The following is a 24,037-nucleotide window of genomic DNA, read 5'->3' as shown; positions in this document are numbered from 1 at the left end:
GACTGCCAGCCCCAGCTCCCGGGTCGCCCGGTGAAGGCGAGGAAGAAGGGCGTGAAGGGAGCGAAGAGCGTTGCTGCCTAGGCTAGCCCCTTGTCACACAAACTACCGAAGCCTCAGAAAAGAGGGACGCACGGATGTGCGCCCCTCGCTGTCTTGCGGTCTCAGATGAGATCCTAGAATGCCGGCAGGACATCCTCGTCGTAGGTGTCCTTGAGGTAGGTCTTGAAGTCGTCGGAGGTGAGGACAGAGACCAGTGCCTTGATGCGGTCGTCGTCCTGCTTGTCGGGCGTCGTCACGATGTAGTTGGCGTACTGCTCGACAGCTGTGCCATCTGCTGCCTCGACGGCAACAGCGTCGGAGACATGCAGTCCTGCCTCGATTGCGTAGTTGCCATTGATGACAGCGAAGTCGACGTCCTGGAGCTGGCGGGGGACAGCAGCTGCCTCGACCTCGACGAAGTTCAGGCTGTGGGGGTTCTCTGCGACATCGACAGGCGTTGCCTCGAGGTTCTCAGGATCCTTGAGGGTGACAAGGCCCTCCTGCTGAAGGAGCAGGAACGCCCTGCCTTCGTTCGTCGGGTCATTCGGGACAGCGATCTGTGCACCATCTGCGATGTTCTTGAGGTCGGAGGACTTGCCGGCGTAGATGCCGAACGGCTCGTAGTGGATGGCGGCAACGCCGACAAGGTCGGTGCCGTTCTCCTTGTTGTAGTTGTTGAGGTAGTTGATATGCTGGAAGTAGTTGGCGTCAACCTCGCCCGAAGAGGTGACCTGGTTCGGGATGATGTAGTCGGTGTACTCCTTGACCTCGAGGTCGATGTTCTGGTCCTTGAGCTTGGGCACGGCGAAGTTGTTCAATATCTCGGCGTGCGGCGAAGGAGAGGCTGCGACCGTGAGTGTCTTCGTCTCGGAGGCAGAAGAGCTCGCAGAGCCGGAATTGCCGCAGGCGGCGAGGACAGAGGAAGCGATGAGGGCGGCAGAGCCAGCGAGGAAGTTCTTGCGGGTAAGCATGGCTGATTTCCTTTCAAATCTTGTGTTTTAGGGTGCAAGCTACAAACGCAGGGGCGAAATGCCTTCTGCGGCAGTGCCATGTAGAGAAGTGGACAGGAGCTGAGCCTAGCGGTGGTCAATCGCCTTTGCGATTGCGTCGCAGGTGCTCTGGATGATCTGGACGAGGATGATCATGAGGACGACGGTGACGAGCATGACCTCATCTTCGTAGCGGTAGTAGCCGTAGCGGATTGCGATATCGCCGAGGCCGCCTGCGCCGACTGCTCCTGCAATCGCCGTGTAGCCGAGGGCTGTGATGAGGGTGATCGAGATGCCACGGACAATCGAAGGCAGGGCTTCAGGCAGAAGCGCAGAGACGACGATGCGTGGTACCGAGGCGCCGCAGGACTCTGCTGCCTCGATGGCATCCTTCGGGACCTCGGCGAGCGACTGCTGGACCATGCGGGCGACGAAGGGTGCGGTCGAAAGGACGAGGGGAGGGATGACGCCGCGGACACCGGTCGTCGTTCCTACAAGCGTCCTTGTCATCGGCATGACTGCCACGAGCAGGATGATGAAGGGGATGGAGCGTCCCATGTTGATGATCCATCCAAGGACAGCGTTCAGCGCCTTGTGGGGGCGAAGGCCTGCGGGCTCGGTCACATAGAGGACGATGCCGAGGAAGAGGCCGATGATGTAGGCGAAGAACGTGGAGATCAGGAGCATTGCGAGCGTATCGGCAATGCCCTGTCCCAGAAGCGATGCATAGACATTGAGGAATTCCTGGAAGCTATTCATCCCAGCCTGCCTTTCCGAGAAGCTGCTTCGTCACGGTGTGCTGGGGATCTGAGAAGACATCTTGGACCGTGCCGGACTCGACGACCTTGCCGTGCACAAGCACTGCGACATGCTTGCAGATGTCTTCGACAACCTGCATCGAGTGGGTGATCACAAGTATCGTGACGCCTGTGCGCTCATTGATCTCGCGCAGGAGCTTGAGCACGGATGCGGTGCTGGCCGGGTCGAGGGCAGATGTCGCCTCATCGCAGAGGATGTAGGCAGGATGGCACGCCAAGGCACGGGCGATTGCGACACGCTGCTTCTGGCCGCCGGAGAGCTGTGCTGGATAGGAGCCTGCCTTGTCGGCGAGTCCTACCTCAGCCAGGAAGCCTTCTGCCTCCTTCTTCTGCTCGGGCGTGACCTTGCCATCTGCAGCAAGATAGGGGAAGCACACGTTCTCGAGGGCTGTCTTCTGCGCCAGGAGGCCGAACTGCTGGAAAATCATCGCGACGCGACGCCTGTAGGTCCGAAGCGCTGCACCGGAGAGCCCCTGGACATCCTGTCCATCCACGACGATGGAACCCGACGTCGGGGTCTCGAGCAGATTGATGCAGCGGACGAGTGTCGACTTGCCGGCGCCGGACATGCCGATGATACCGAAGATGTCGCCGTCAGGAATCTCGAGCGAGACATCGTCCAGAGCATGCTCGGAAGAGGCATTGCCGTATTGCTTTGTTAGATGCGAAATAGCTATCACGATAGACTCCAGATCAGGATATACAGTAAGCGACTGACATCCCGCCGGAGGCCAGCCATCAGCTGCGCCCGGTCCTGGCCACGCATGAACGTAGAGCCAGGTGCCCGGGCTTGGGCATCTGCATCATCTGCGCGGAGTATGTCATCGTCTCAGTAATCATGATTTCAACCTTACAAGCGGCTTAAGGATTTATCAAGCTTGGGGGATACATGGAAAATAGGTATCAGGATATCTGAATTGTAGATAGCTCGTTCGGAGCTGCTTTCTGAGCCCTGAAGACCATGCAGATCGGGCCCATCCGTCACGAGTTCGTGGTATTTGGCCGCAGATGGCAAAGGCTTGGGATCCTTCAGCAACGCTTCGTCTCCATATGTGGTAAAACTGTTGCCAGTTCGAATGAAAGGCTTGGCTTGATGCAGTCCATACAGTGCCTTCTGGCATACAGAAGAGCGGTTCCGGAGACTATGTAGGCGTCTGTCCCCTGACAGGCCTACAGGCCAAGTGACAGGCGCCATGAAATGCTCGGAGGCCGGAGATGCCGGCTGCCGGGCTCTTTTTGTGAACAGCGCAAGCAGCCATCAATGGAAGAGGAAATCAGATGAAGGTTCTGTACAACGACGGCCACGTCGCAGAATGCCCCGAGGACGAGGAGCTCCACGTAATCCGCCACTCCGCAGCACATATCATGGCACAGGCCATCAAGCGCCTATACCCGGATGCCGACTTCGCATTCGGCCCGGCAACCGACAATGGCTTCTACTACGATATCGACCTGCCTGAGGGCCAGAAGATCTCCGAGGAGGACTTCCCGCGCATCGAAGAGGAGATGCGCAAGATCTGCAAGGAGAACCTGAAGTTCGAGGTCTACGAGCTTCCGCGCGAAGAGGCCATCAAGCACATGCAGGAGCGCGGCGAGAAGTACAAGGTCGAGCACATCGGCGACCTTCCTGAGGATGCCCGCATCACGTTCTACAAGCAGGGCGAGTACGTCGACATGTGCGTCGGCCCCCACATCACCTATACGAAGGCGCTCAAGGCCTTCAAGCTCACGGGCGTCTCCGGCGCCTACTGGAAGGGCGACAAGAACAACAAGATGCTGACCCGCATCAATGGCATCGCCTTCCGCAGCAAGGACGAGCTCGAGGCACATCTGAAGCTCCTCGAGGAGGCGGAGAAGCGCGACCACCGCAAGATCGGCCAGGAGATGGAGCTGTTCATGATGAACGAGGCCGGCCCCGGCTTCCCGTTCTGGCTGCCGAACGGCATGCGCATCAGGAACTCCCTCATGCAGTACTGGATGGAGATGCAGGACAAGTTCGGCTATGACCAGGTGCAGACGCCGATCATCCTGTCCCGCAAGCTCTGGGAGACCTCTGGCCACTGGGACCACTACAAAGAGAACATGTACACGACGAAGATCGACGACGAGGATTACGCGATCAAGCCGATGAACTGCCCGGGTGCCTGCCTCATCTACAAGAGCAAGCCGAGGAGCTACCGCGACCTGCCGCTCAAGCTCGCCGAGGCCGGCATCGACCATCGCCACGAGCTCCGTGGTGCCCTCCACGGCCTCTTCCGTGTCCGCGAGTTCCAGCAGGACGATGCACACCTGTTCATCCGTCCTGACCAGATCACGGAGCAGGTCACCGATGTCGCCCATCTGATCACGGCCTACTATGCGCAGTTCGGCTTCCCGTACAGGGTCGAGCTCTCCACGCGTCCCGACAACTCCATGGGCTCCGACGAGGATTGGGAGCGCGCAGAGCAGGGCCTGAAGGATGCTCTCGAGGCCATGGGCGTCGACTACAAGATCAACCCGGGCGACGGTGCCTTCTACGGCCCGAAGATCGACTTCCACCTGCAGGACTGCCTCGGTCGCGAGTGGCAGTGCGGCACGATTCAGCTCGACTTCCAGCTTCCGCACAACTTCCAGCTCGAGTACACGGACAAGGATGGCTCCAAGAAGCAGCCGATCATGATCCATCGTGCAGGCTTCGGCTCCTTCGAGCGCTTCATCGGCATGCTCATCGAGCAGTACGCCGGCAAGTTCCCGACGTGGCTGTCTCCCTGCCAGGTCAAGATCCTTCCGGTCTCCGAGAAGACGCGCGACTATGCTCATCAGGTCGCTGACCGTCTGCGCGCTGCCAAGGTCCGCGTCAAGGTCGATGACCGCGACGAGAAGATCGGCTACAAGATCCGCGAGGCCCGCTCAATCGACCGTGTCCCGTACATGCTGATCATCGGCGAGAAGGAGGCCGAGGCTGGAAACATCTCCGTCCGCGACCGCTCGAACGAGACCGTGCAGCGCGACCTCGACGATTTCATCGCAGACATCACGAAGGAGATCGAGGAGCGCAGGGGCTAGTTCCCGCTGCTCTGGAACAATCCAAGGCATGAGAAAGGGAGGCATCCGGCGTTAGCCGGGTGCCTCTCTTCGTCTTGGAGGACGTTGTCTTGGCTAGACTCTGAGCCAGGAAGGCTGCTCAGAGGAAATCACGCGGGTGCACACACGGGCACGGGAGAGCGTCAGAATCGAGGAGGCCTGATAAGAGCCAGACGGCATGAGCTCGAGCGAGAGGGCTATATCGACGGTGCGGCCATCGGAGAGTGCGAGCGGCAGGAGGAGCCTCAGGCTGTCGCTTGAGGGCTCATAGGCAGGGGCGCACCAGCGGTAGCTCGTACGGGCATGGACGAGCGAGGCCTGAAGCGCCTCATCGAGGTCGCGGCAGAGCCTGCGCCAGACGGAGGGGTCCTGTGCAAGTGCATGGCCAAGCTTCGTCTTTGCCTGCATGCGTGTGGCAGGAGCAGAGCCAGCTGCAAAGAGGTCGTCGACAAGTGCGGCTGCTGGCGTCCCTTCGACCTGCGCGGCAAGCCAGGCCTTTGGCAGGCGTTCAGTCTTGCCGAGAAGGATGCCGTGATAGTCGATGCTCACGAGCCGTGTCGTATCGGGCTCGATGTCGGCAAGGGATGTGAGGTAGCGTGCAGGCTGGGGCAGCGGATTCATGAGGGCAACGAGCTTCTGGCCGAGCTCTCCTGCTCCTGCGACAGCGAAGCCGGCAAGCTGCCAGGGAGAGGGGTCCTGAGCCGTCGCTGCCGTGAGGCAGGCATAGATGTCTTCCTGGAAGGCGGTCACAAGGCCCGTGTTGAAGGCAGCGAATCCTGCTCCGGGCACCTCGAGGATCTTCCCTTCGTGCGAGAGACGCACGAAGGTCGAGACGAGATACTCGTGGAGGATTGGGTAGCGCTCGCTTCCGGCGCCGGAATCTGACCACACTTCTGGCGCAGCCATGCGTGCGAGCGTGCCAAGGACCGACTCCCAGGAGCCGAACGATGCGAAGTCGGAGAATGCGCGGTCAGGACTCTTGGCGGAATCGGCAGCACCCTGTGAAAGCAGATCGCTCCAGGCGCCTTCGTCGACATGCGGCAGACCTTCGATGCCGACCGCGTCATGGGCGTGTCCCGTTCCGTCATCGCCGTCGACGAGGATGAGCGACCACTGCTTGCCGGCAATCGGACGCGTGCTCCTGCGGATCGTAAGGCGGATGGGGCTCGTGCCATCTTCTGCAAGGAAGCGAATCGGGAAGCTCACGCGGCTCCTCGAGCCTTCGACCGCACCGGTCGCGAGGGCATGGTGCCAGTCCTCGTCGAGGATCTGCGTAAGGTCGATATCGAAGGGGAGCATGCGGGTGAGAAGGCTCAGAAGCTCGTCCTTGCAGTGAACCTCGGCTGAAAAGCTCCTGGGCAGGCTTCTCGGAAGCACGGACGCCTCCGGTCCCTCCTTGGCGGGCGCTGGCGTCTTCTTTGCAGGAGCAACGGGCACAGGCGCCTGTGGCGCTTCCTGCACGGGGACATCTGCTGCCTTCGGCTCAGGGGCAGGCGCCGCCGCTGCCGGTTCAGGCTCAGGCTCTGCTTCGGCAGGCGTTTCAGAGGCCGCTTCTTCGGATGCGGGTTCCTCTTCGGCCTCAGACTCGTCCGGAAGGGCACGGATCTCATCGAGCGTAAAGACATGGGGATGGCCGGCATCCTCGACTGCAGGGGTCTCGTCTGCCTTTGGCTCTTCTTCCTCGGCTGCCACGGTCTCGGGCTTGGCTTCGGGCGCTGCCTGAGCTGTCGGCTCTGCTGCTTCGGGCTGCGCTTCTGCTGATGGAGTTTCAGGCACAGCTTGAGCATCTGCCTCTGGAGCCTTTGCCTTGTCTTGAGGCTTCTGTGTCTCTTCCGGCTTTGCCTTCTTCTGCTTCTTCTGGATATGGCGGGGCTTCACGGCCTTGAGCTGGGAGCCCTTCTTTTTCTTCCAGGGCTTTCCTGCCTTGCCCGATCCCTTTTCCTGGACCGGTGCGGTAAGCGCCTCGTCCCACTGCTCGTTCTGGACGATCGTGACGTAGCTCCTGCCTCCCTTGAAATCGGTGAGCGTCACGAAGTCGGAGCAGGCTGCCATCACATCGCGGTATGTCTCGAAGCCGAGGTCTTCTGGCTCTATGCCCTCGGCCTTGAAGAGCTCCTCGATCTTTGGCAGGAATATCTGGTGTCCTGTCCCGTATTCCTTTGCAATGAGCTGATAGATATAGAGCTGGTGCCCAAGCTGAATCTTTGCCATCTTCATCATCCCAACAATGTCCCGCAAGGGGACCGCGCGAATTCGAAACGTAAATAGACATACCCAAAAGTGTCTGTCTGCACATGCATCCATTCCCTGTCATGTATGGATGCATCGAAGACAATGCCCTTTCCAGCATGCATCGTGCATGTAACAGAGTACGCCTACGGACGTTTCCGTACAGAGATAGGGGCCTAATCTGCGTAAGATGGAAGATGGAAGGAGCTGATAGGAATGGATCAGACGCTGGAAGAGATTCTGAAGGGCTTCTCGAAGCGCCTCGGGGCGGCCAGGACCTGGATCGTGCCGGGAGGGACCGAGCATCTCTCTGAGGGACTGCCTCAAGGGGCAGTGCTCGGAGAGACGCTTGGGCACGTGCCCATAGCCTGTCTCGATGTGAAGGCAGAAGCTGCCAAGGCACAGGCAGAAGGAAAGTTCCTCATCGTCGACAATACGATTGCGAGCTCCTATGGCTGCCCTGCAGTGCGTCTCGGTGCCTCTCTTGCAGTCGAGTCGCTCGATGCAGTGCTGGGATGGCTCGGAAGCGGTCTTATCGCCGTAAGCGTTGCGAAGGATATGCCGCAGGGTTTGCAGGATCTCGCCGCATCGTTCGACGAGAGGCCCGAGGTCTCGGACAGGATGCTCGATGAGCTCGCGCGGGCACTTCGGAGCTTCGATGAGAGGAGACGCGCTGCTTCGGACAACGCACAGGTGGCAGCAAGCTATCTCGTCTGCCATCCGGCTGTGAAGGAGGTCCGCTACCCCGGACTCAAAGGAGATCCGACGCAGCCGATTGCGGCGCGCACGCTCCAGCGGGGCTTCGGGCCCTGCGTCGATTTCCGTCTCAGAAAGCCTCGCTGCGATGTGGAGGGACGCATCCTCTGCGCTCCAGGCAATGCCTGGGTGCCAGGAGGCATCGCCTCGAGGCTCTCTGTCGTGACCGATGAGGAGGGCGCCATCTGGACGAGGCTTGTATGCGGGCATGGCAAGCCGGAACCTCTGATCGAGGCACTCGAACAGACGCTTAAGTGATTCCATCCAAATGAAAAGGGCCGCCTTGGGCGGCCCTTTCCGTGTGCCAGGGAGATACCTATTTCGCTTTGAGGCTGCGGTAGGTCACGAAGCGGAAGGGGATGCCTTCCGGCGTCATATCCGTATCGGTCTCGTCGATGACTGTCCACGTCGGGTCGTCATCGAGGTTCGGGAAGAAGGCGTCGGCTTTGCGCACGCAGTCTGCCTTCGTGACGACGGCCTCCGTGCAATAGGGGAGCAGCTCTTCGTAGACACTGGCACCTCCTATGACCCAGACCTTGTCCGGGTCCTCATGCGCGACGGCGTGGAGAAGCTCGTCGATGGAGGCGACCTTCTCGGCTTCCGGATCGAGCGTCGTTCCGCCATGCGTGAGGACGATGTTGCGGCGGTTCTTGAGGGGGCGGCCTCCCGGGAAGCTCTCGAGCGTGCGGCGGCCCATAACGACGGTGCCCCCTGTCGTGCAGGCGACGAAGTGGTGCATGTCGGCCTTGTTGCGGACAAGCAGCCTGCCCTTGTTTCCGATGCCCCAGTCAGAGCAGACAGCGACGATTGCTCTCATGCGCGCTCCTAGATAGCGATAGGGATGTTCTTGATCTGAGGACCATGCTGGTAGTCCTCGACGATCAGGTCGTCCGTCGTGAAGGCATAGAAGTCATGCACGTCGGGGTTGAGCGTGACCTTCGGTGCCGGATAGGTCGGACGGGAGATGAGCTCCTCGATCATCGGCACATGCCTGTCATAGATATGGGCATCGGCAATCATGTGGACGAGCTCGCCTGCCTCCATATCGCACACCTGCGCCACCATCATGAGCAGGATGGCATACTGGCAGACATTCCAGTTGTTCGCCGCCAGGACATCCTGGCTGCGCTGCACGAGCACCATGTTGAGCGTCGGGCGGTCGGAGCCCTTGTCCTGCGTCACGTTGTAGATCGCGTTATAGGCGCAGGGGTAGAGATGCATCTCGTGCAGGTCCTGGAAGTTGTACATGTTTGTCATGATCCGCCGGGAGTACGGATTGTGCTTCAGGTCATAGAGGACACGGTCCATCTGGTCGAACCTGCCTTCGGGATACTCCGAGACCTGGCCGATCTGATAGCCATAGGCCTTGCCGATCGAGCCTTCCTCGTCTGCCCACTCGTCCCAGATGTGCGAGTGCAGGTCATGGATGTTGTTCGACTTCTTCTGGTAGATCCAGAGGATCTCGTCCATCGCGCTCTTGAGCGCCGTGCGCCTGAGCGTGAGTGCCGGGAATTCCTTTCTCAGGTCGTAGCGGTTGCAGACGCCGAAGCGCTTGATCGTGTAGGCAGGAGTGCCGTCCTCCCAGTGGGGGCGCACCTTCTGTCCTTCGGTCGTCGTGCCATTGTCCAGGATATCGCGGCACATCGCGATGAAGAGGCCATCGGCCTTGCTCATGCAGGCTCCTTTCTCAAATGAAGCTATCTAGCGGATCGGATACCAGTATTCATCGGAGCCGGAGTTCGAGCCCAGGCCGTTGCTGCCGGAGCCATCTCCCAAGCCGTATTCGTCGTTGTAGCCGTAGCCATTGCCGAGGCCGGAAGAGGAGCTGCTGTACGACTCATAGCTCGAAAGATAGCGGTAGATGAGGCCTGAGAGGCCAGCAGCGCAGCTCGTCGCTGCTGCCATGAGGCAGAGGACGACGGCTCCTGCGATGATCAGAGCTACCGGACCTGACTTTGCATTTCTGGGGTCATTCGTCGAGCTTGGACCGACTATGGGCGCCGGTGTCTCAGTGCCGGCCATCGTATCATCCATAAGGTCTCCTTAGAACTGTTCTGCCTGGATGATGTCTTCCCACGCAAGGCCGATGGCATTCACGAGGGAGCGGTCGGCCTCGAGCCAGTCCACAGAAAGAAGATCTTCGTGGGCAAGCCATCTGCCCGCCTCGTGGACCTTGAGCTCGGGCTCTGTGCCGGCAGGGACCGGTGCGACATAGACATCCATGGAAAGATGGAAATCGGGGTAGTCATACTCTATGGTATCGAGATACCAGAGCGTCGTGAGCTTGAGGCCAAGCTCCTCTTCAATCTCGCGGCGGCAGGCGTCCTCTGCGGTCTCGCCGGGCTCGACCTTGCCGCCGGGAAGCTCCCAGCCGTCCTTCTGGGCACCAGCGGCACGCTGTGCGGCAAAGATGCGCGCGCCATCGGTGATGAGGGCAGCGGCGACATGCTTCGTTTCTGCCATCAGAGCTCCTCTCCGGCAAATCGCACGACCGCATAGCTCTCTCCGTCAGGAGCGGCGAGGTCCACGGCGTGGCCATCTTCTGTCTCGTGCACGATAGGCACGATCGTGTCGCCGAGCTGGGCGGCGCGCTTGTACTGGACATCGATCGTGTGCGGCAGGCAGGCGGCAGGAAGCGCCTGGACGGCGAGGAGCACGTAGTTCGCATTGTTCATGTGGTGGTTCGTGTCGAGGAACTGCTCTGTCACCTCGAAGGGATGCATCTTCGTGCCAGGTCCTTCTGCCTTGACCTTGCGGAGGAGCGGTCCGATCTCAAGCCTCGGCTCCGCCTCGTCCATATAGGCATACTCGGATTCCGGGACATTGATGACACGCTGGGCGGCAAGATCGAACATGAACCAGAGGGAATCTGCCTTCACGCAGGAAGTGCCGTCTGCGCGCTTCATCTCGAAGCAGCGCTTTGCCTGGAGGCCTCTCAGATGGTAGGCCCAGGTCGAGACCTCAATCTTCTCGCAGAAGTGAGGCAGGCTCTCGATCTCGATGTGCCAGGTGCCGACAATCCAGCCGAGATGGTTGCTCCGAAGATGGTCAAGGCCGATGCCGAGATGCTCCGACTGGAACGTGGAGCAGTCCTGGAAGTAGTTCATGAGGGCATAGAGCGTGAGCGTGCCCTCTCCATCGGATTCGCTGTAGCGGACCCTGCTATCGAATGAATACATGTGGGCTCCTTGTCTGGACTTCCAGACCATGGTGCCACAAAAAGATGCTGGCTCCCTTGAGCGCCTGCACTTAGTGCGAAAAGGGCAGCACTCAGTGCAGGACAAGCCTTCTCAGCTGGCCGGCATGCTCGGCGATGCACTCACGTGGCGTCGTCTCGTCGAGACGGGCGATGGTGAAGAGGAGGTCTGCTGCATAGAGTGCAAGACAGAGTGCCGCTGCTGCCATGCAGAGCCTCTGGTCTGCCGTGCTGAGCGTGCCCAGGATCGAGGGCTGCAGGATCTTCACGTCGATGACAGCAAAGAGGCCGAAGACCGAGCTTGCCTGCGGACAGACGAGGCCCCTGAAGTTCCCGGGAAACATCGAATAGTCCCACCATCTTCTGTTGAAGCGGCGCTCGAGCATGGCTCCTGAAGTGTATTCGAGCACGGTCGAGAGGATGCATCCGAGAAGGAAGAGGAGAAGGGTATCCTCGACCCAGCCGAGAGCGAGCCAGACGACAATGGCAGAGACGCCGTAGATCGGGCAGGTCGGCCCATAGAGCATGCCGCGGCGTTCGAGATGGCGAGAGGCAAGCGAGCAGTAGATGGTCTCCCAGACCCAGCCTCCGGCTGCGATGATGGCGCCAGAAAGCAGGAGGTGGGCAGAGGCTTCAGCAAGGGACACTACAGGCAATGTGTGCTCCTCTCGAGGGATTGGGTCTTCTTTGCCAGGACCTCGGCGACGCAGCTTGCCTTGTCGGCAAGAGTCACGACCCAACCTTCGCGGGTCCTGGGCGGAATCGGCACGAATGGGAACATGTGATGGACGATCACATCCCGCTCGATTGGCGTGAGATCGAAGTCGCGCTCTGCATTGTGCAGCGCATGGAAGGGATGCGTGAACCCATGCCAGCGGTCGGGTGCCGTTACGCCCTCGTGCCAGTCGTAGAGGAAATAGTCATGCAGAAGCGCGCCCGTGACGAGGTCTTCCATATGGAAGGAGAAGGGGAGCGCATGGGCGATGCGGAAGGCTATGGAGGCGACAGAGAGGCAGTGCTCTGAGCAGGTCGTATCCCCATCTGATGGAAGGCGGCAGTCGCCGCTACCGGCTCTGCCAGCTCTTCGAAGCTTCTCCCGTCCTTCATGTGCATCCTCCATTCGCAACCGAAAGAGAATTATTCCCAAAATGGGAAATAATTGCAAATCGGGAAACAGCCTCTCTCATGCTATGCTCAGATAGTCGAAGGGAAGTTATGGGCAAAGAGCGCAGAGGCGAAGATAGAAGGGTCATCAAGACACGCCGCGCGATACGCACGGCGCTCCTGGAGCTCCTGTCGTCCGATGATGCGGGAGATATCACAGCCCGCGATGTGGCCGAGCGTGCCCTCATCAGCAAGAAGACGTTCCTGGCACATTATGGAAGCGTCTCTTCTGCCATAGATGAGATGGAAGAAGAGGCCGTCGAGGCTATCGCCGATGTGCTCGACGAAGCGGAAGCAGTGGCAGACGAAGAGGGCTATGCACATGCCGCAGAATGCATCGCAGAGCTCGCCGAAGACCGTGCGTCGACCGTAGGCGCCCTCCTGCATACGAGGGTCAAGGACGATCTTGTGGCCAGGATCGAGCGCCTGGTGCATGATCGGGTCGTCTCTGCTGCAGGGCCTGACGCAGGGTCGCTCATCCCCGATTTCGTGGCAGGAGGCATCGTCTCTGCCTTCAGGCGCTGGGTCCAGGATGGAAGGCAACTTTGCGCAAGCGATCTGGTCCATAAGGTATCGGCACTCCTGGGGATGCTCGGGCACGGTAGCGGCCAGAGCGAAGAGCCGACAGATATCGTATAGGACATCAGGGCCCGGAGCGTGGCTCCAGGCCCTGATTCATTGCGGGATGTCTTTGCCGCTACGCTTCTGGATAGGCGATCTCGTCGGTACCTGAGAAGCGGGGAGCCTCCGAGTCCTCTGCATGATAGCGGCTCATGGAGTCCACGATCATGCGGTTCGCAGCAGGATAGATGCTTGTCTCATAGGACGTGACCGTGCCCTCGATCACGTCGCCGTCCACCTGGAGCGGAATCGGCTCGGAAGAGACGACGCGGATATCCTTGCCGGTGAAGGTCTGGATCTGGGGGCGTCCGATGCTCTTGCCGCTTCTGTCGAGGATGCCGGCAAAGATTGGCTTCAGCACATGCACGGCGTCGCTTGTCTCGAGCACGATCACATCGAGCAGGCCATCGTCCATGCGGCAGTCCGGCACGATCTCGATATCGCCCTGCATCATTGCGTTGTTCGCGACCATGCAGGTGATGCCATCGCATTCATGCACGACACCGTCAGCGAAGATCGTGAAGTGCGAGACGACAGGTCGGGGGTTCTCGAGGGCGGCTGCAAAGTAGGCAATCTCGCCCATGGACTTCTTGTTCGGGATGGCGGATGACATGAGCTGGGCATCGAAGCCCATGCCGCACATGAGGCCAAAGCCGCGGGAGTGCTCGGTTCCCTCAGCGTCGTGCCAGTGCACCTCGGCGATATCGGTGAGAGCCGTGTGCCCGACCCTGCAGGCACGCGCAAGCGCGGCAGGCTCCATTGCATTGCCGACATTTGCACAGAAGAGGTTTGCCGTGCCGGAGGGGAAGACGCAGGTCGCGACATCGCGGTAGCGCAGGGCATGGAGGAGGCCTGTGACGGTGCCGTCGCCGCCTGAAAGCACGCACACGTCGTAGTCCTCCGCATTGCGGACGAGCTCTTCGGGCGTCTCGCCGTCTGCAATCTCATGGAACGTGCAGGTGTCTCCCTGATGCACGAGAGAGCGCTCGAACTCGAAGATTGCGTCGGAGCCGAAGCCCGACTTGGGATTGTGGATTATGAGAGTTCGCATATATCCTCCCGGGGCGGGCCAGATGGGCAGCCCGGCCGCTATGATGGTTGAGGAGTGCTGGCGCTGCCAGCTTTCTTGCAAGTATACCCAGGGAACATCCCGAAGGAGTCGCGTGTATCTCACAGATGAAGCCGATGTCCGTGCCTTTGCAGAGCGTGCAGCCGCATCGAGCGTGCTCGCGGTAGATACGGAATTCCTGCGCGAGAAGACCTACTATCCGCGCCTGTGCCTTCTGCAGCTTGCCACGGCAGAAGAGTCCGCTATCGTCGATCCGATCCTTGTGAAGGACCTTTCCTGCATAGCCGATCTCTTCCGGGATACGCGCATCACGAAGGTGTTCCATGCCTGCGGACAGGACCTCGAGGTCATCTATGCCGCCATGGGCTGCGTGCCCGACCCGATCTTCGATACGCAGGTGGCAGCGGCATTTCTGGGACACAGGCAGCAGATTGGCTACGGCCCGCTTGTCGAGGCCTACTGCGGGGTGCACCTTGCGAAGGCAGAGTCGCTCACGGACTGGTCGAAGCGTCCGCTCGATGCAGCGCAGCTCCGCTATGCGGAAGAGGATGTGAGCTATCTCCCGGGCATCTATGAGCGCATGCTCTCAGAGCTCGTCGAGAAGGGAAGGCTTGGCTGGGTGCTTCCGGAGTTCCAGAGCATGCTCGATCCTTCGAAGATCGTGACAAAGCCTGAGGAGGCCTACCTCCATCTCAAGCGATCCACCTCGCTCACGAAATCGCAGCTTGCGATTGCACGCGAGATCTGCGCCTGGCGCGAGCGCGAGGCAGCACGCCTCGATGTGCCGAAGCGCTGGGTGCTCTCAGACGAGATCATCGTCGAGTGCTGCAGAAGGCAGCCGACGGTGCCGGCGCGGCTTCTGCGCATCCGTGGCACGGAGCAGCTCACGCAGGCCTCGATCGCAGCGGTCTGCAATGCAGTGAAGCGCGGTCTTTCTGCCGACATCTCCGATATCAAGGTCACCCACAGGCATGCCCGTCCCTCTGCCGAGACCGAGTCGGTCGTCGACCTCATGTATGCCCTGCTGCGCATCAAGGCGGACCGGTACGGGATCGCCTCGCAGGTCATAGCAACGCGTGATGACCTGCTCGAGTTCCTGAGGCACCCTGAGACGTCGCCGCTCTCCGCCTCCTGGAAGAAGGAGGTCATCGGAGACGACCTCACAAGGCTTCTCCAGGGCGAGATTGGCCTCACGGTGAAAGATGGGGGAATAGAGCTTCTGTAGCGTGCCTGTGCGCCTGTGTCAGATTCCTGTCGGATACTGGGTAGAAGATGGACACGTACACAGGACACAAGGAGTCGATTCATGCCGTACTACTATTTCTATGGGTTCGACCCGGCGTATCTTCTGCTGATCGTCGTCTCGACCATCCTGGGCATGGCAGCCCAGGGATATATCAGGAGCACATACCGCAAGTGGTCCAATGTCCCGGCATCGAGCGGCATGACGGGCGCGCAGGTTGCACGCCGCATGCTCGATGAGGGCGGTGCCTTCTCTGTCGGCATCACCGAGATCGGTGGCACCTTGACGGACAACTTCGACCCGAGGGACAACAAGCTCCATCTCTCGCAGGAGAACTTCTCTGAGGGCTCTGTCGCCTCGGTCGCTGTTGCCTGCCACGAGGCAGGACACGCCTGCCAGAAGGCCAAGGGCTATGTGCCCATGAAAGTGAGGACGGCGCTCGTGCCGGTCGTGAACTTCGCGACGAACGCCTGGACCGTCGTGCTGCTTCTGGGCATCTTCATGGGCCTCACCGGCTTTGTCCGTCTGGCGCTCATCCTCTTTGCCTTTTCCGTCATCTTCGAGCTCGTGACCCTGCCGGTCGAGATCGATGCCTCGAGGCGTGCTGTGAAATACCTTGCAGCCAATGGCGGAGGCATCGACGAGAAGGGTGCGAAGCAGGTCCTGACTGCGGCTGCCCTGACGTACGTCGCAGCAGCACTTGTCTCGATCCTGCAGCTTGTCTATCTGATGGGACGCTACAATGACCGGAACTAGCGAGCTTTCAGACGAGGCGCTGAGCGTCTCCGAGGCGGTTGCTGCCGCAAAGGGTGCGGTGGCATCGGTCGGCACCTTCCTCGTCACGGGCGAGGTCTCGGGCTTCCGTGGCCCCAATGCCAGGAGCGGACACTGCTACTTCGAGGTCAAGGACGATGCGTCCTCGATGTCGGTGATTGTCTGGCGCGGCGTCTATGCCGCCTCCGGCATCCAGCTCAAGGACGGCATGGAGCTCCTCATGAAGGGCAAGTTCGATGTCTACCAGGGCTCGGGCAGGCTCTCCTTCATCGCGAGCAAGATCATGGTGTCAGGAGAGGGGCTTCTGCGCCAGCAGGTCGCAGCGCTTGCGAGAAAGCTCGAGCGCGAAGGCCTCATGGACCCCTCCCGCAAGCGTCCCATCCCGCGCTTCTGTACGCGTGTCGCTGTCGTGACCTCCCTTTCCGGTTCTGTCATCGAAGATGTGCGCAGGACGCTCAAGCGCAGGAACCCGCTTGTCGAGCTCCAGATGGTCGGCGCCTCGGTCCAGGGATCGGAAGCGCCGAGAACCATGGTGAGAGCCTTGAAGATCGCTGCAGCGGCAAAGCCTGATGCGATCCTTCTTGTCCGTGGCGGCGGCTCCTTCGAGGACCTCATGGCGTTCAACGACGAAGGGCTTGCGCGTGCCGTGGCAGCCTGCCCCGTGCCGGTGATTACGGGAATCGGACATGAGCCTGACACTTCGATCTGCGACATGGTGGCAGACAGGAGATGCTCGACGCCGACCGCTGCGGCCGAGTCGGTGGCACCGGCTCTGGATGAGATCGTGACGACCCTGAACGAGCGCCAGGTACGTCTTGGACGTGCCTTCGGGACAACGCTCGAGCGCGAAGGGGAGAAGCTTTCCCACGCAGAGCAGCTCATGAGCTCTGCCATGACAGGAAGGCTCGGTCGCGAGCAGGTGCACCTCGAGTCTCTGGCAAAGCACCGCTGCTTCACGGACCCGATGTCCTTCATCGAGGACAGAAGATCTCAGCTTGAGCTTTCCGAGCAGCGCCTCCACGACGCGATTCCGCATGCGCTCGAGGGGCAGGAGAAGGACCTCAGCCACATGGCTGTGCGTCTCACGGGTGCCGCTACCAGGATGCTCGTTCCTTACGAGGCAGAGGTGAAGCGTGCTGCAGCGACGCTCGATGCGCTCTCGCCCCTGAAGGTCCTGGGCCGTGGCTACGCAATCGCAAAGGACAAGGACGGCCATGTCGTGAGCGATGCAGAAAAGCTTTCGCCTGGAGACGAGCTCAATGTGATGCTCGGACATGGTACGGTGACGACAGAAGTGAAGGGCGTCGATGTTTCGGCGCAGACAAGATAGGAGATTTCCATGGCTGAAGAGCTGCCGAAGGTAGAGGACATGAGCTTCAAGGAGGCTTCCGTCGAGCTTGAGCGCATCGTGCGCTCTCTCGAAGCAGGAGACCTCGAGCTCGAGGATTCGCTTGCCCAGTATGCACGCGGCGTCGAGCTCCTGAAGAGCCTGCGCGACAGGCTCGCACATGCCGAGCAGAAGGTGCAGGTGCTCCTCGATGCCTCGAAGGAAGAGGTGGCACCGGATACGACCGCTGCTCCCTCTACGGCATACCTGGACGAGTAGGTGAGGATTGCTGTCTGTGCCGAAGTTGTGGCATCCAAGCTCGGCTTTGCGGCGCAGCTGAGAGAGTAGACTGGACCCAACATCCGCGAATGGAAGGAGCAGGTGCTATGAGCGACTGCATTTTCTGCAAGATTGCAAACGGCGAGATTCCGACCGATATGGTCTACGAGGACGACCTCGTGGCGGCATTCAAGGACGTGAATCCGCTCACGCCGGTCCATGTGCTCGTCGTGCCGAAGAAGCACTACGCGAACATCGTGGACAATGTGCCGGCTGAGGTCCTTGCTGCGATGGCCCACGCAATCGACGTCGTGACGAAGCAGTATGGCCTCGACAAGACCGGCTTCCGCTGCATCACGAATACCGGCGACGATGCAGGGCAGTCCGTGCATCACTTCCACATCCACATCCTGGGTGGCAGGAAGCTCGACCCGGAGGCCGGCGAGGGCAAGAAGTAGCGAGCCTGAGGCGAGAGGCGCTGCGTAAGCAGCGCCTCTTTTGCTCTGCGGGATATGCATTGAATCCCTTGCTGAGAATGCATTTTTTTATGAAGCGATGGCGCTCATGCGAATAATGCGCCACCTTGCCGAGATGGGCACTGGGATGGGATATCTGCGGCAAGTAGAGTATCATTGACATGTCTGTGTTGGGAGGGCACCCTCCCTGAGAGAGGAGACTCATGATTGTACTTGTCATCAACGCTGGCAGCTCTTCGCTGAAGTATCAGCTGCTCGACACGAAGACCCGCGAAGTCTATGCCAAGGGCAACTGCGAGCGCATCGGTATCGATGGCTCCTTCATCGGCCACGAGGAGCGTGGCGGCGAGAAGCAGAAGCTCGAGGTCGCGCTTCCCGACCACAAGACGGCTGTGAAGCATGTCTTCGATATCCTCGCCGAGGCAGGCTTCGATACGGACAAGATCCAGGGCATCGGCCACCGCGTCGTTCAGGGTGGCTGGTACTTCCCCGAGTCCAAGGTCGTCACCGACGAGACCCTCTCCTGGGTCCGCGAGGTCGCACCGCTCGCACCGCTCCACAACTACGCAGAGGCTGACGTAATCGAAATCTGCCGCGAGATGTTCCCTTCCATCGGCAATGTGATCGTCGCCGATACGTCCTTCCACTACAACATGCCTGAGAAGGCATGGCGCTACGCCCTGCCGCGCGACGTCGTGGACAAGCTGCACATCCGCAAGTACGGCGCACACGGCACTTCGCATCGCTACATCTGGAAGGAGACCTCCGAGTTCCTGAAGGGCGACGTGCACAAGCTCGTCTCCTGCCACCTCGGCTCTGGCGCCTCCCTTTCCGCTATCGAGGATGGCCACGACATGGACACCACGATGGGCCTTACGCCGCTTGATGGCCTCATCATGGGCACCCGCTGCGGCACGATCGACCCGGCTACGGTCTGCTACCTTCAGCGCGTCGGTGGCTACTCGGTCGACGAGGTCGACACGATGATGAACAAGCAGTCCGGCCTGCTTGCACTCTCTGGTGTCTCTTCCGACTCCCGCGACATCGAGGCTGGTGCCGAGAAGGGCGACAAGAACTGCCAGATGGCGCTCGAGATGTTCTACTACCGCACGAGCCAGCTCATCGCCGAGATGGCACAGTCCATGCACGGCTTCGACACGATGGTCTTCACGGCCGGCATCGGCGAGAACTCGGCAGAGATGCGCTACGGAGTGGCACACGAGCTCGAGTGGCTCGGCGTCAAGATCGACCCCGAGAAGAACGCAGTGCGCTCCGGCGACCCGCGTATCATCTCGACGGACGACTCTTCTGTCAAGGTCCTCGTCGTTCCTACGAACGAGGAGCTCATGATCGCCCTCGACGTCGAGGCACTCCTCGGCTAATCGCCCAAGCCCATATGGTCCTGAACAAGGCGGAGCTTCCTCCGGGAGGCTCCGCCTTTCTTATGGCTTCTTGGCTCGGATGCTGGAAGCCAATGTTCATAGAAGGGGCGATAGCCCGCCTCCATTGGCCGGCTGCCGAAGCATCAGAGGCTACAGATAGATAGACTGAACCTGTATATGGGCTAAATGCACGTTCTCCATATCGCAGCCGCGCACTTCTCTTTTCCGACAGCCGTATCCATCTCTGCAAGGAGGCGGCGGCATGAAGAAGGAAACGCGTGACCCCTTCATCCTGCTTGTGGCTATCAGCTTGAGCTTGTCTGTGACTGCGGGCTTCTGATTCTGAGCTGGCACAGGACACCCCGCTGGATCTCTAGATGTCCGTCCTTGGAGGCATGTGGGCTATTTCGGAAGCATCCTTATCAGTCTCTTCATCTTCCGGTCGCTGTGGAAGAGGCTTCCAAAGAAGGACTGATGCTGCCTGGCTCCGCATGATATGCGCTGGGTTGTGTCCAGCGGCGGGGTTTCGGCAACAATGTGGAGGCCTGGTCCGAGAAGACGGACCAGGCCTCCATCTCATGCGTCTCTTGCAGATGAGCGCTTTGTCCCATTCCTGTGTTTCAGCAGCTCGTCCAGGCCTATCTCCTAGAACGGACGGATCGTGAAGGTGCGGGAAAGCTCTTCTCCCGGCTCGAGGAAGAGCATGCCGCGCTTCTTCTCGAACTCGTCGGTCTCGTCCTTGGCAGCAGCGACGCCGACCCAGGGCTCGACGGCGACGAAGGGTGCGTCGTTCTCGGCAGACCAGACGCCGAGATAGGGGAAGCCGTCGAAGGAGAGCTCGACACCGTGGCCGCTCTTCTTTCCGAAGAGCTGGACACGGTTTTCCGGTACATCGTGGAGCGTGAGCGTGAGATAGCGCTCGAAGAGGCCATGTGTGAGCGGAAGCGTATCGGAAGTGCCGAGCGAGGACATCTGGCTGAAGTCCTCAAGGCCCTCTGTGTCGATGGCTGCGGTCTCGATATCCCAAGGTGCAGCGAAGCGGAGCTCATAGTCCTCGAAGGACTCATCTGTGCCGGCTACCGGCACATTGAAGGCAGGATGGCCGCCGAGCGTGAAGGGAAGCGTCACCTTGCCCGGATTCTTCACGGTATAGGTCTGGGAGAGCTTCTCGCCGTCTACCGCATAGGTCATCTCGAGCACCCAATCGTACGGGAAGCTCTTCTTCGTCTCATCGGTCGACTCCACATGGAACGTGACGGACGAGCTGTCCTTCTTTGCCACTGAATGCTCCATGTTTCTGGCAAGGCCATGGCGGGAGAGATGGATGTCGCCCTGCTCGCTCGTGGCAAACCCGTTCCTGAGCACGCCGACGATAGGGAAGAGGATGGGGGCGCATCTCGGCCACCACTTCGGATCCCTCTGCCAGAGGTACTCGGTGCCATCGAGTGCCAGGCTCATGAGCTGTGCGCCGTGGGAATCGATTGCAGCAGAAAGGGGACCGGACGAGATCTTTTCTATGGTGCTCATGGGCAGCTCCTTAAGGATATGCACGAAATGCAGAACGCAACCATCATAGCGCCGAAGCATGCTCACGCGTCCTCGTCCCGGCTGGCGGCACAGCAGACGGATAGATGGGCTGCAGACAGGGAAGGCGTCCTGTGTCCAAATGGACGGAAATGAAACGAATTGACGCATGTGTGGTACCCAGCAGGGAACAAGAAGTGAGGCGGGCAGAACGATTCCTGATTGGCTGCATGACGGAAACGCTTCCGGCATGTTAACGATTCAATGCAGTTTTTTGTAGTCCGCTAGAATTTTATGTGCTGGTTTCAAGGATGGTCTATCTGCGCGCAAGGTGCGCGCACCCGTTAGGAGGATGTATCGTGATCGAAGAAGAGCTTGCACACGCTGGCATTGCAGCGCATGAGGGCAAGGTGCTGGTCGACGCCGCTCCTGCCGTGCTTGTAGAAGAGGCCCTGAAGAAGGGCGAGGGCGAGCTGACCTCGACCGGCGCATTCGCAGTCTACACCGGCAAGTATACGGGACGCTCTCCGAAGGACCGCTTCATTGTCGATACGCCTGATGTGCATGACAAGATTGCCTGGGGCACCGTGAATGTGCCGATGAGCGTCGAAGGCTACCAGCACATCAAGGAGAAGATCTGCTCCTACCTTGCAAAGCGTGACCTCTATGTGATCCATGCCTATGCTGGCGCGAACAGGGCACACTCCCGCAAGTTCGAGGTCGTCTGCGAGCTGGCAAGCCAGGCACTCTTCTCGAAGCAGCTCCTCGTGCGTCCGACCGATGAAGAGCTTGCATCGTATGGCATGCCTGACTTCACGGTCCTTGCAGCTCCTGGCTGCAAGTGCGACCCGGCGGTCGATGGCACGCACTCCGAGGCCTGCATCCTCATCAATTTCCAGGAGCATGAGATCTTGGTCCTCGGCTCCCGCTACTCGGGCGAGATCAAGAAGTCGGTCTTCTCGACGATGAACTACCTTACGGTCGAGGAGGACAACATCCTTCCTATGCACTCGTCTGTGAACAAGGATCCCGAGACCGGCGAGACGGCAGTCTTCTTCGGCCTTTCCGGCACCGGCAAGACGACGCTTTCTGCCGACCCGAAGCGCATCCTTGTCGGCGACGACGAGCATGCCTGGGGCGACGATGGCGTCTTCAACTTCGAGGGCGGCTGCTACGCAAAGTGCATCCGCATCTCTCCGGAGACCGAGCCTGACATCTTCAATGCCATCAAGTTCGGCTCTGTCTGCGAGAATGTCGTCCTCGACGACAAGCGCGTGGCCGACTACGACGATGCCAAGTACACGGAGAACACCCGTGTCGCCTACCCGATCGAGAATATCCCGAATTCCGATCCTTCGGGCTGCGGCAAGGTCCCCTCTGTCGTCATCTTCCTGACGGCCGATGCCTTCGGCGTGCTTCCGCCGATCTCCCGTCTTGACCGCAATGGCGCCATGTACCACTTCATCTCCGGCTTCACCTCGAAGGTCGCCGGCACGGAGCGCGGCATCACGGAGCCGCAGCCGACGTTCTCGACGCTCTTCGGCGAGCCGTTCATGCCGCTGAACCCGCTCACCTATGCCCAGATGTTCGGCGAGCGCATGGAGCGCTATGGCACCCGCGTCTACCTCGTGAACACTGGCTGGACCGGTGGCCCTTACGGCACCGGCAAGCGCATGAAGCTTGCCTATACCCGTGCCATGGTCACAGCAGCCCTCAATGGCTCTATCGAGAATGCTGAGTTCGTGCACGACAAGGTCTTCAACGTCGATGTGCCGCAGACAATCGAGGATGTCCCGTCCGAGCTCCTGAATCCGCGTGACACGTGGGCCGATCCTTGTGCCTACGATGCAGCAGCAAGGAAGCTTGCCTCCATGTTCGAGGAGAACTGCGCCAAGAAGTATCCGGACATGGCACCCGAGATCAAGGCTGCTGGTCCCTGCTCCACGGCAGAATAGGGAAGAGCTCAGAGCCTATTCGAGAGGGTCCCTTCGGGGGCCCTCTTTCTCTATGCAGAGAAGATGCTGGCATGAAAAAGGAGGCCCCGGAAAACCGGAGCCTCCATAGGTGCGTGTGGAGAGAAGCTACTCTGCCATCTGTGCCTGGACAGCGGTGATTGCGACGACGCCCACGATATCCTGTGCGGAGCAGCCGCGGGACAGATCGTTCACCGGCTTTGCGATGCCCTGGAGGATCGGGCCATAGGCCTCGGCGCCAGCGAAGCGCTGGACAAGCTTGTAGCCGATGTTGCCGGCCTCGAGATCCGGGAAGACGAGGACATTGGCATGTCCTGCAACCTCGGAACCCGGTGCCTTGAGCTCAGCCACGGACGGGACGAGGGCAGCGTCGAGCTGCAGGTCGCCGTCGAGGGCAAGCTCGGGGTTCTTCTCCTGGGCAAGCTTCGTTGCCTCCTGGACCTTCGTCGGGATGTCGCCCTTTGCGGAGCCCTTCGTGGAGAAGGAGAGCATAGCGACCTTCGGGTCGGAGCTCATGTACTTCTTCCAGGACTCGGCAGAGGCAAGAGCGATCTCGGAGAGCTCTTCTGCGGTCGGTGCGATGTTGAGGCCGCAGTCAGCGAAGAGCAGCGTGCCGTTGTCGCCGTACTCGGCCTTGTCCGTGCACATGATGAAGAAGGCAGAGACGAGCTTGGTGCCCGGAGCGGTCTTCAGGATCTGGAGTGCCGGACGAAGGGTGTTGGCCGTGGAGTGGCAGGCGCCGGACACGAGGCCGTCAGCGTCTCCTGCCTTGACCATCATCGTGCCGAAGTAGGTGGCGTCGTCCATCTGCTTCCTGGCGTCTTCGATGGTGACGCCCTTCTTCTTGCGGAGCTCGGCAAAGAGCTCGGCGTAGGCTTCATGCTTCTCTGCGGTCTTGGGGTCGATGACCTCGACACCCTCGACAGAGATCTTGGCAGGGTCGCCGAGGATAACGAGCTTGGCGAGGCCCTCCTTCACGATCTCCTTTGCAGCCTCGATGGTGCGCGGATCTTCGCCCTCGGGCAGGACGATCGTCTTGAGGTCAGACTTGGCCTTCTGCTTCATGCGGTCTAGAAAGCTGCTCATCATTGCTCCTTCTGAGAGGCCAGCCGCAT

24 protein-coding genes are annotated in these 24,037 nt (G+C 60.2%); 10 read left to right on the top strand and 14 right to left on the bottom strand.

Annotation, left to right across the window (positions count from 1 at the left end; all coding sequences use genetic code 11):
* Positions 1-173 precede the first annotated feature (173 nt).
* From VXJ24_RS05995 to VXJ24_RS05985, 3 genes are all read right to left on the bottom strand, one after another.
* Positions 174-1,010, bottom strand: a complete 837-nt coding sequence (locus tag VXJ24_RS05995) for a MetQ/NlpA family ABC transporter substrate-binding protein (protein WP_330972011.1) — start codon at positions 1,008-1,010, stop codon at positions 174-176.
* 105 nt (positions 1,011-1,115) lie between these two features.
* Positions 1,116-1,787 carry a methionine ABC transporter permease gene (locus tag VXJ24_RS05990; RefSeq protein ID WP_330972010.1) on the bottom strand — a complete coding sequence of 224 codons (672 nt, stop codon included), beginning with the start codon at positions 1,785-1,787 and terminating at the stop codon, positions 1,116-1,118.
* Positions 1,780-2,526, bottom strand: a complete 747-nt coding sequence (locus VXJ24_RS05985; RefSeq protein ID WP_330972009.1) for a methionine ABC transporter ATP-binding protein — start codon at positions 2,524-2,526, stop codon at positions 1,780-1,782. The genes VXJ24_RS05990 and VXJ24_RS05985 overlap by 8 nt, the downstream gene beginning before the upstream one ends.
* A gap of 598 nt (positions 2,527-3,124) precedes the next feature.
* Here VXJ24_RS05985 and thrS point away from each other — a divergent pair.
* Positions 3,125-4,891, top strand: coding sequence for a threonine--tRNA ligase (gene thrS / locus VXJ24_RS05980; RefSeq protein WP_330972008.1), 1,767 nt, complete (start codon positions 3,125-3,127; stop codon positions 4,889-4,891).
* A 93-nt stretch (positions 4,892-4,984) separates the two neighbouring features.
* On the opposite strand, the gene VXJ24_RS05975 is transcribed toward thrS, so the two are convergent.
* Positions 4,985-7,120, bottom strand: a complete 2,136-nt coding sequence (locus VXJ24_RS05975) for a DUF3825 domain-containing protein (protein WP_330972007.1) — start codon at positions 7,118-7,120, stop codon at positions 4,985-4,987.
* Between the two features lie 234 nt (positions 7,121-7,354).
* On the opposite strand from VXJ24_RS05975, the gene VXJ24_RS05970 reads away from it, so the two are divergent.
* Complete coding sequence (locus VXJ24_RS05970; RefSeq protein WP_330972006.1) at positions 7,355-8,152, top strand: PLP-dependent transferase; 798 nt, start codon at positions 7,355-7,357, stop codon at positions 8,150-8,152.
* 58 nt (positions 8,153-8,210) lie between these two features.
* Here the strand turns inward: VXJ24_RS05970 and VXJ24_RS05965 are convergent, their stop codons facing one another.
* The 7 genes from VXJ24_RS05965 to VXJ24_RS05935 form a co-directional block, all read right to left on the bottom strand.
* Positions 8,211-8,711 (bottom strand): dihydrofolate reductase, encoded by a 501-nt coding sequence (locus VXJ24_RS05965; RefSeq protein ID WP_330972005.1) that lies wholly within the window; start codon positions 8,709-8,711, stop codon positions 8,211-8,213.
* An 8-nt stretch (positions 8,712-8,719) separates the two neighbouring features.
* On the bottom strand, positions 8,720-9,568 hold the full coding sequence (gene thyA, locus VXJ24_RS05960; RefSeq protein ID WP_330972004.1) for a thymidylate synthase: 849 nt from the start codon (positions 9,566-9,568) through the stop codon (positions 8,720-8,722).
* Between the two features lie 27 nt (positions 9,569-9,595).
* Positions 9,596-9,928, bottom strand: a complete 333-nt coding sequence (locus tag VXJ24_RS05955; RefSeq protein WP_330972003.1) for a hypothetical protein — start codon at positions 9,926-9,928, stop codon at positions 9,596-9,598.
* Positions 9,929-9,937: 9 nt separating this feature from the next.
* Entirely contained in the window at positions 9,938-10,357 is a 420-nt protein-coding gene (locus VXJ24_RS05950; RefSeq protein ID WP_330972002.1) for a (deoxy)nucleoside triphosphate pyrophosphohydrolase, read from the bottom strand.
* Positions 10,357-11,073 (bottom strand): acyl-[acyl-carrier-protein] thioesterase, encoded by a 717-nt coding sequence (locus VXJ24_RS05945; RefSeq protein ID WP_330972001.1) that lies wholly within the window; start codon positions 11,071-11,073, stop codon positions 10,357-10,359. The genes VXJ24_RS05950 and VXJ24_RS05945 overlap by 1 nt, the downstream gene beginning before the upstream one ends.
* A 91-nt stretch (positions 11,074-11,164) precedes the next feature.
* Positions 11,165-11,737: a putative ABC transporter permease gene (locus VXJ24_RS05940; RefSeq protein WP_330972014.1), complete on the bottom strand. Its 573-nt coding sequence runs from the start codon at positions 11,735-11,737 to the stop codon at positions 11,165-11,167.
* Positions 11,737-12,210, bottom strand: coding sequence for an HD domain-containing protein (locus VXJ24_RS05935; RefSeq protein ID WP_330972013.1), 474 nt, complete (start codon positions 12,208-12,210; stop codon positions 11,737-11,739). Before VXJ24_RS05935 ends, VXJ24_RS05940 begins: the two co-directional genes overlap by 1 nt.
* Before the next feature lie 95 nt (positions 12,211-12,305).
* Here VXJ24_RS05935 and VXJ24_RS05930 point away from each other — a divergent pair, with 95 nt between their 5' ends.
* Positions 12,306-12,893, top strand: a complete 588-nt coding sequence (locus tag VXJ24_RS05930; RefSeq protein ID WP_330972000.1) for a TetR/AcrR family transcriptional regulator — start codon at positions 12,306-12,308, stop codon at positions 12,891-12,893.
* A 58-nt stretch (positions 12,894-12,951) separates the two neighbouring features.
* Here VXJ24_RS05930 and VXJ24_RS05925 read toward each other — a convergent pair whose 3' ends face one another.
* Entirely contained in the window at positions 12,952-13,926 is a 975-nt protein-coding gene (locus tag VXJ24_RS05925; protein ID WP_330971999.1) for a diacylglycerol/lipid kinase family protein, read from the bottom strand.
* Between the two features lie 112 nt (positions 13,927-14,038).
* Between VXJ24_RS05925 and rnd the strand changes: the two genes are divergently transcribed.
* The 6 genes from rnd to VXJ24_RS05895 all read left to right on the top strand — a co-directional run bounded on the left by rnd (position 14,039) and on the right by VXJ24_RS05895 (position 19,425).
* A complete protein-coding gene (gene rnd / locus VXJ24_RS05920; protein WP_330971998.1) occupies positions 14,039-15,169 on the top strand; it encodes a ribonuclease D in 1,131 nt (376 codons plus the stop codon).
* An 81-nt stretch (positions 15,170-15,250) separates the two neighbouring features.
* A complete protein-coding gene (locus tag VXJ24_RS05915; RefSeq protein ID WP_330971997.1) occupies positions 15,251-15,943 on the top strand; it encodes a zinc metallopeptidase in 693 nt (230 codons plus the stop codon).
* A complete protein-coding gene (gene xseA / locus VXJ24_RS05910; RefSeq protein WP_330971996.1) occupies positions 15,930-17,291 on the top strand; it encodes an exodeoxyribonuclease VII large subunit in 1,362 nt (453 codons plus the stop codon). The genes VXJ24_RS05915 and xseA overlap by 14 nt, the downstream gene beginning before the upstream one ends.
* Positions 17,292-17,300: 9 nt before the next feature.
* A complete protein-coding gene (gene xseB / locus VXJ24_RS05905) occupies positions 17,301-17,567 on the top strand; it encodes an exodeoxyribonuclease VII small subunit (protein WP_330971995.1) in 267 nt (88 codons plus the stop codon).
* A gap of 107 nt (positions 17,568-17,674) precedes the next feature.
* The gene (locus VXJ24_RS05900) at positions 17,675-18,025 is read left to right on the top strand and encodes a histidine triad nucleotide-binding protein (protein ID WP_330971994.1); all 351 of its coding nucleotides are present in this window, start codon (positions 17,675-17,677) and stop codon (positions 18,023-18,025) included.
* Between the two features lie 221 nt (positions 18,026-18,246).
* Positions 18,247-19,425 carry an acetate/propionate family kinase gene (locus VXJ24_RS05895; RefSeq protein ID WP_330971993.1) on the top strand — a complete coding sequence of 393 codons (1,179 nt, stop codon included), beginning with the start codon at positions 18,247-18,249 and terminating at the stop codon, positions 19,423-19,425.
* Between the two features lie 645 nt (positions 19,426-20,070).
* Here the strand turns inward: VXJ24_RS05895 and VXJ24_RS05890 are convergent.
* Positions 20,071-20,952: an aldose 1-epimerase family protein gene (locus VXJ24_RS05890; protein ID WP_330971992.1), complete on the bottom strand. Its 882-nt coding sequence runs from the start codon at positions 20,950-20,952 to the stop codon at positions 20,071-20,073.
* Between the two features lie 356 nt (positions 20,953-21,308).
* Between VXJ24_RS05890 and pckA the strand changes: the two genes are divergently transcribed.
* Entirely contained in the window at positions 21,309-22,904 is a 1,596-nt protein-coding gene (pckA, locus tag VXJ24_RS05885) for a phosphoenolpyruvate carboxykinase (ATP) (RefSeq protein ID WP_330971991.1), read from the top strand.
* A 126-nt stretch (positions 22,905-23,030) separates the two neighbouring features.
* On the opposite strand, the gene pta is transcribed toward pckA, so the two are convergent.
* Entirely contained in the window at positions 23,031-24,008 is a 978-nt protein-coding gene (gene pta / locus VXJ24_RS05880; protein ID WP_330971990.1) for a phosphate acetyltransferase, read from the bottom strand.
* Positions 24,009-24,037: the final 29 nt, after the last annotated feature.

The sequence above is a fragment of the Olsenella kribbiana genome (assembly GCF_036408795.1).
GTDB classification, from domain to species: Bacteria; Actinomycetota; Coriobacteriia; order Coriobacteriales; family Atopobiaceae; genus Olsenella_L; species Olsenella_L kribbiana.
This window is presented reverse-complemented; position numbering and strand designations above follow the sequence as displayed.

Bases quoted from the DNA above. Each gene is read 5' to 3' on its own strand.
- VXJ24_RS05995 (WP_330972011.1), bottom strand. From the start codon at position 1,010: ATGCTTACCCGCAAGAACTTCCTCGCTGGCTCTGCCGCCCTCATCGCT.
- VXJ24_RS05990 (WP_330972010.1), bottom strand. From the start codon at position 1,787: ATGAATAGCTTCCAGGAATTCCTCAATGTCTATGCATCGCTTCTGGGA.
- thrS (WP_330972008.1), top strand. From the start codon at position 3,125: ATGAAGGTTCTGTACAACGACGGCCACGTCGCAGAATGCCCCGAGGAC.
- VXJ24_RS05975 (WP_330972007.1), bottom strand. From the start codon at position 7,120: ATGGCAAAGATTCAGCTTGGGCACCAGCTCTATATCTATCAGCTCATT.
- VXJ24_RS05970 (WP_330972006.1), top strand. From the start codon at position 7,355: ATGGATCAGACGCTGGAAGAGATTCTGAAGGGCTTCTCGAAGCGCCTC.
- VXJ24_RS05965 (WP_330972005.1), bottom strand. From the start codon at position 8,711: ATGAGAGCAATCGTCGCTGTCTGCTCTGACTGGGGCATCGGAAACAAG.
- thyA (WP_330972004.1), bottom strand. From the start codon at position 9,568: ATGAGCAAGGCCGATGGCCTCTTCATCGCGATGTGCCGCGATATCCTG.
- VXJ24_RS05955 (WP_330972003.1), bottom strand. From the start codon at position 9,928: ATGGATGATACGATGGCCGGCACTGAGACACCGGCGCCCATAGTCGGT.
- VXJ24_RS05950 (WP_330972002.1), bottom strand. From the start codon at position 10,357: ATGGCAGAAACGAAGCATGTCGCCGCTGCCCTCATCACCGATGGCGCG.
- VXJ24_RS05945 (WP_330972001.1), bottom strand. From the start codon at position 11,073: ATGTATTCATTCGATAGCAGGGTCCGCTACAGCGAATCCGATGGAGAG.
- VXJ24_RS05935 (WP_330972013.1), bottom strand. From the start codon at position 12,210: ATGGAGGATGCACATGAAGGACGGGAGAAGCTTCGAAGAGCTGGCAGA.
- VXJ24_RS05930 (WP_330972000.1), top strand. From the start codon at position 12,306: ATGGGCAAAGAGCGCAGAGGCGAAGATAGAAGGGTCATCAAGACACGC.
- VXJ24_RS05925 (WP_330971999.1), bottom strand. From the start codon at position 13,926: ATGCGAACTCTCATAATCCACAATCCCAAGTCGGGCTTCGGCTCCGAC.
- VXJ24_RS05915 (WP_330971997.1), top strand. From the start codon at position 15,251: ATGCCGTACTACTATTTCTATGGGTTCGACCCGGCGTATCTTCTGCTG.
- xseA (WP_330971996.1), top strand. From the start codon at position 15,930: ATGACCGGAACTAGCGAGCTTTCAGACGAGGCGCTGAGCGTCTCCGAG.
- xseB (WP_330971995.1), top strand. From the start codon at position 17,301: ATGGCTGAAGAGCTGCCGAAGGTAGAGGACATGAGCTTCAAGGAGGCT.
- VXJ24_RS05900 (WP_330971994.1), top strand. From the start codon at position 17,675: ATGAGCGACTGCATTTTCTGCAAGATTGCAAACGGCGAGATTCCGACC.
- VXJ24_RS05895 (WP_330971993.1), top strand. From the start codon at position 18,247: ATGATTGTACTTGTCATCAACGCTGGCAGCTCTTCGCTGAAGTATCAG.
- VXJ24_RS05890 (WP_330971992.1), bottom strand. From the start codon at position 20,952: ATGAGCACCATAGAAAAGATCTCGTCCGGTCCCCTTTCTGCTGCAATC.
- pta (WP_330971990.1), bottom strand. From the start codon at position 24,008: ATGAGCAGCTTTCTAGACCGCATGAAGCAGAAGGCCAAGTCTGACCTC.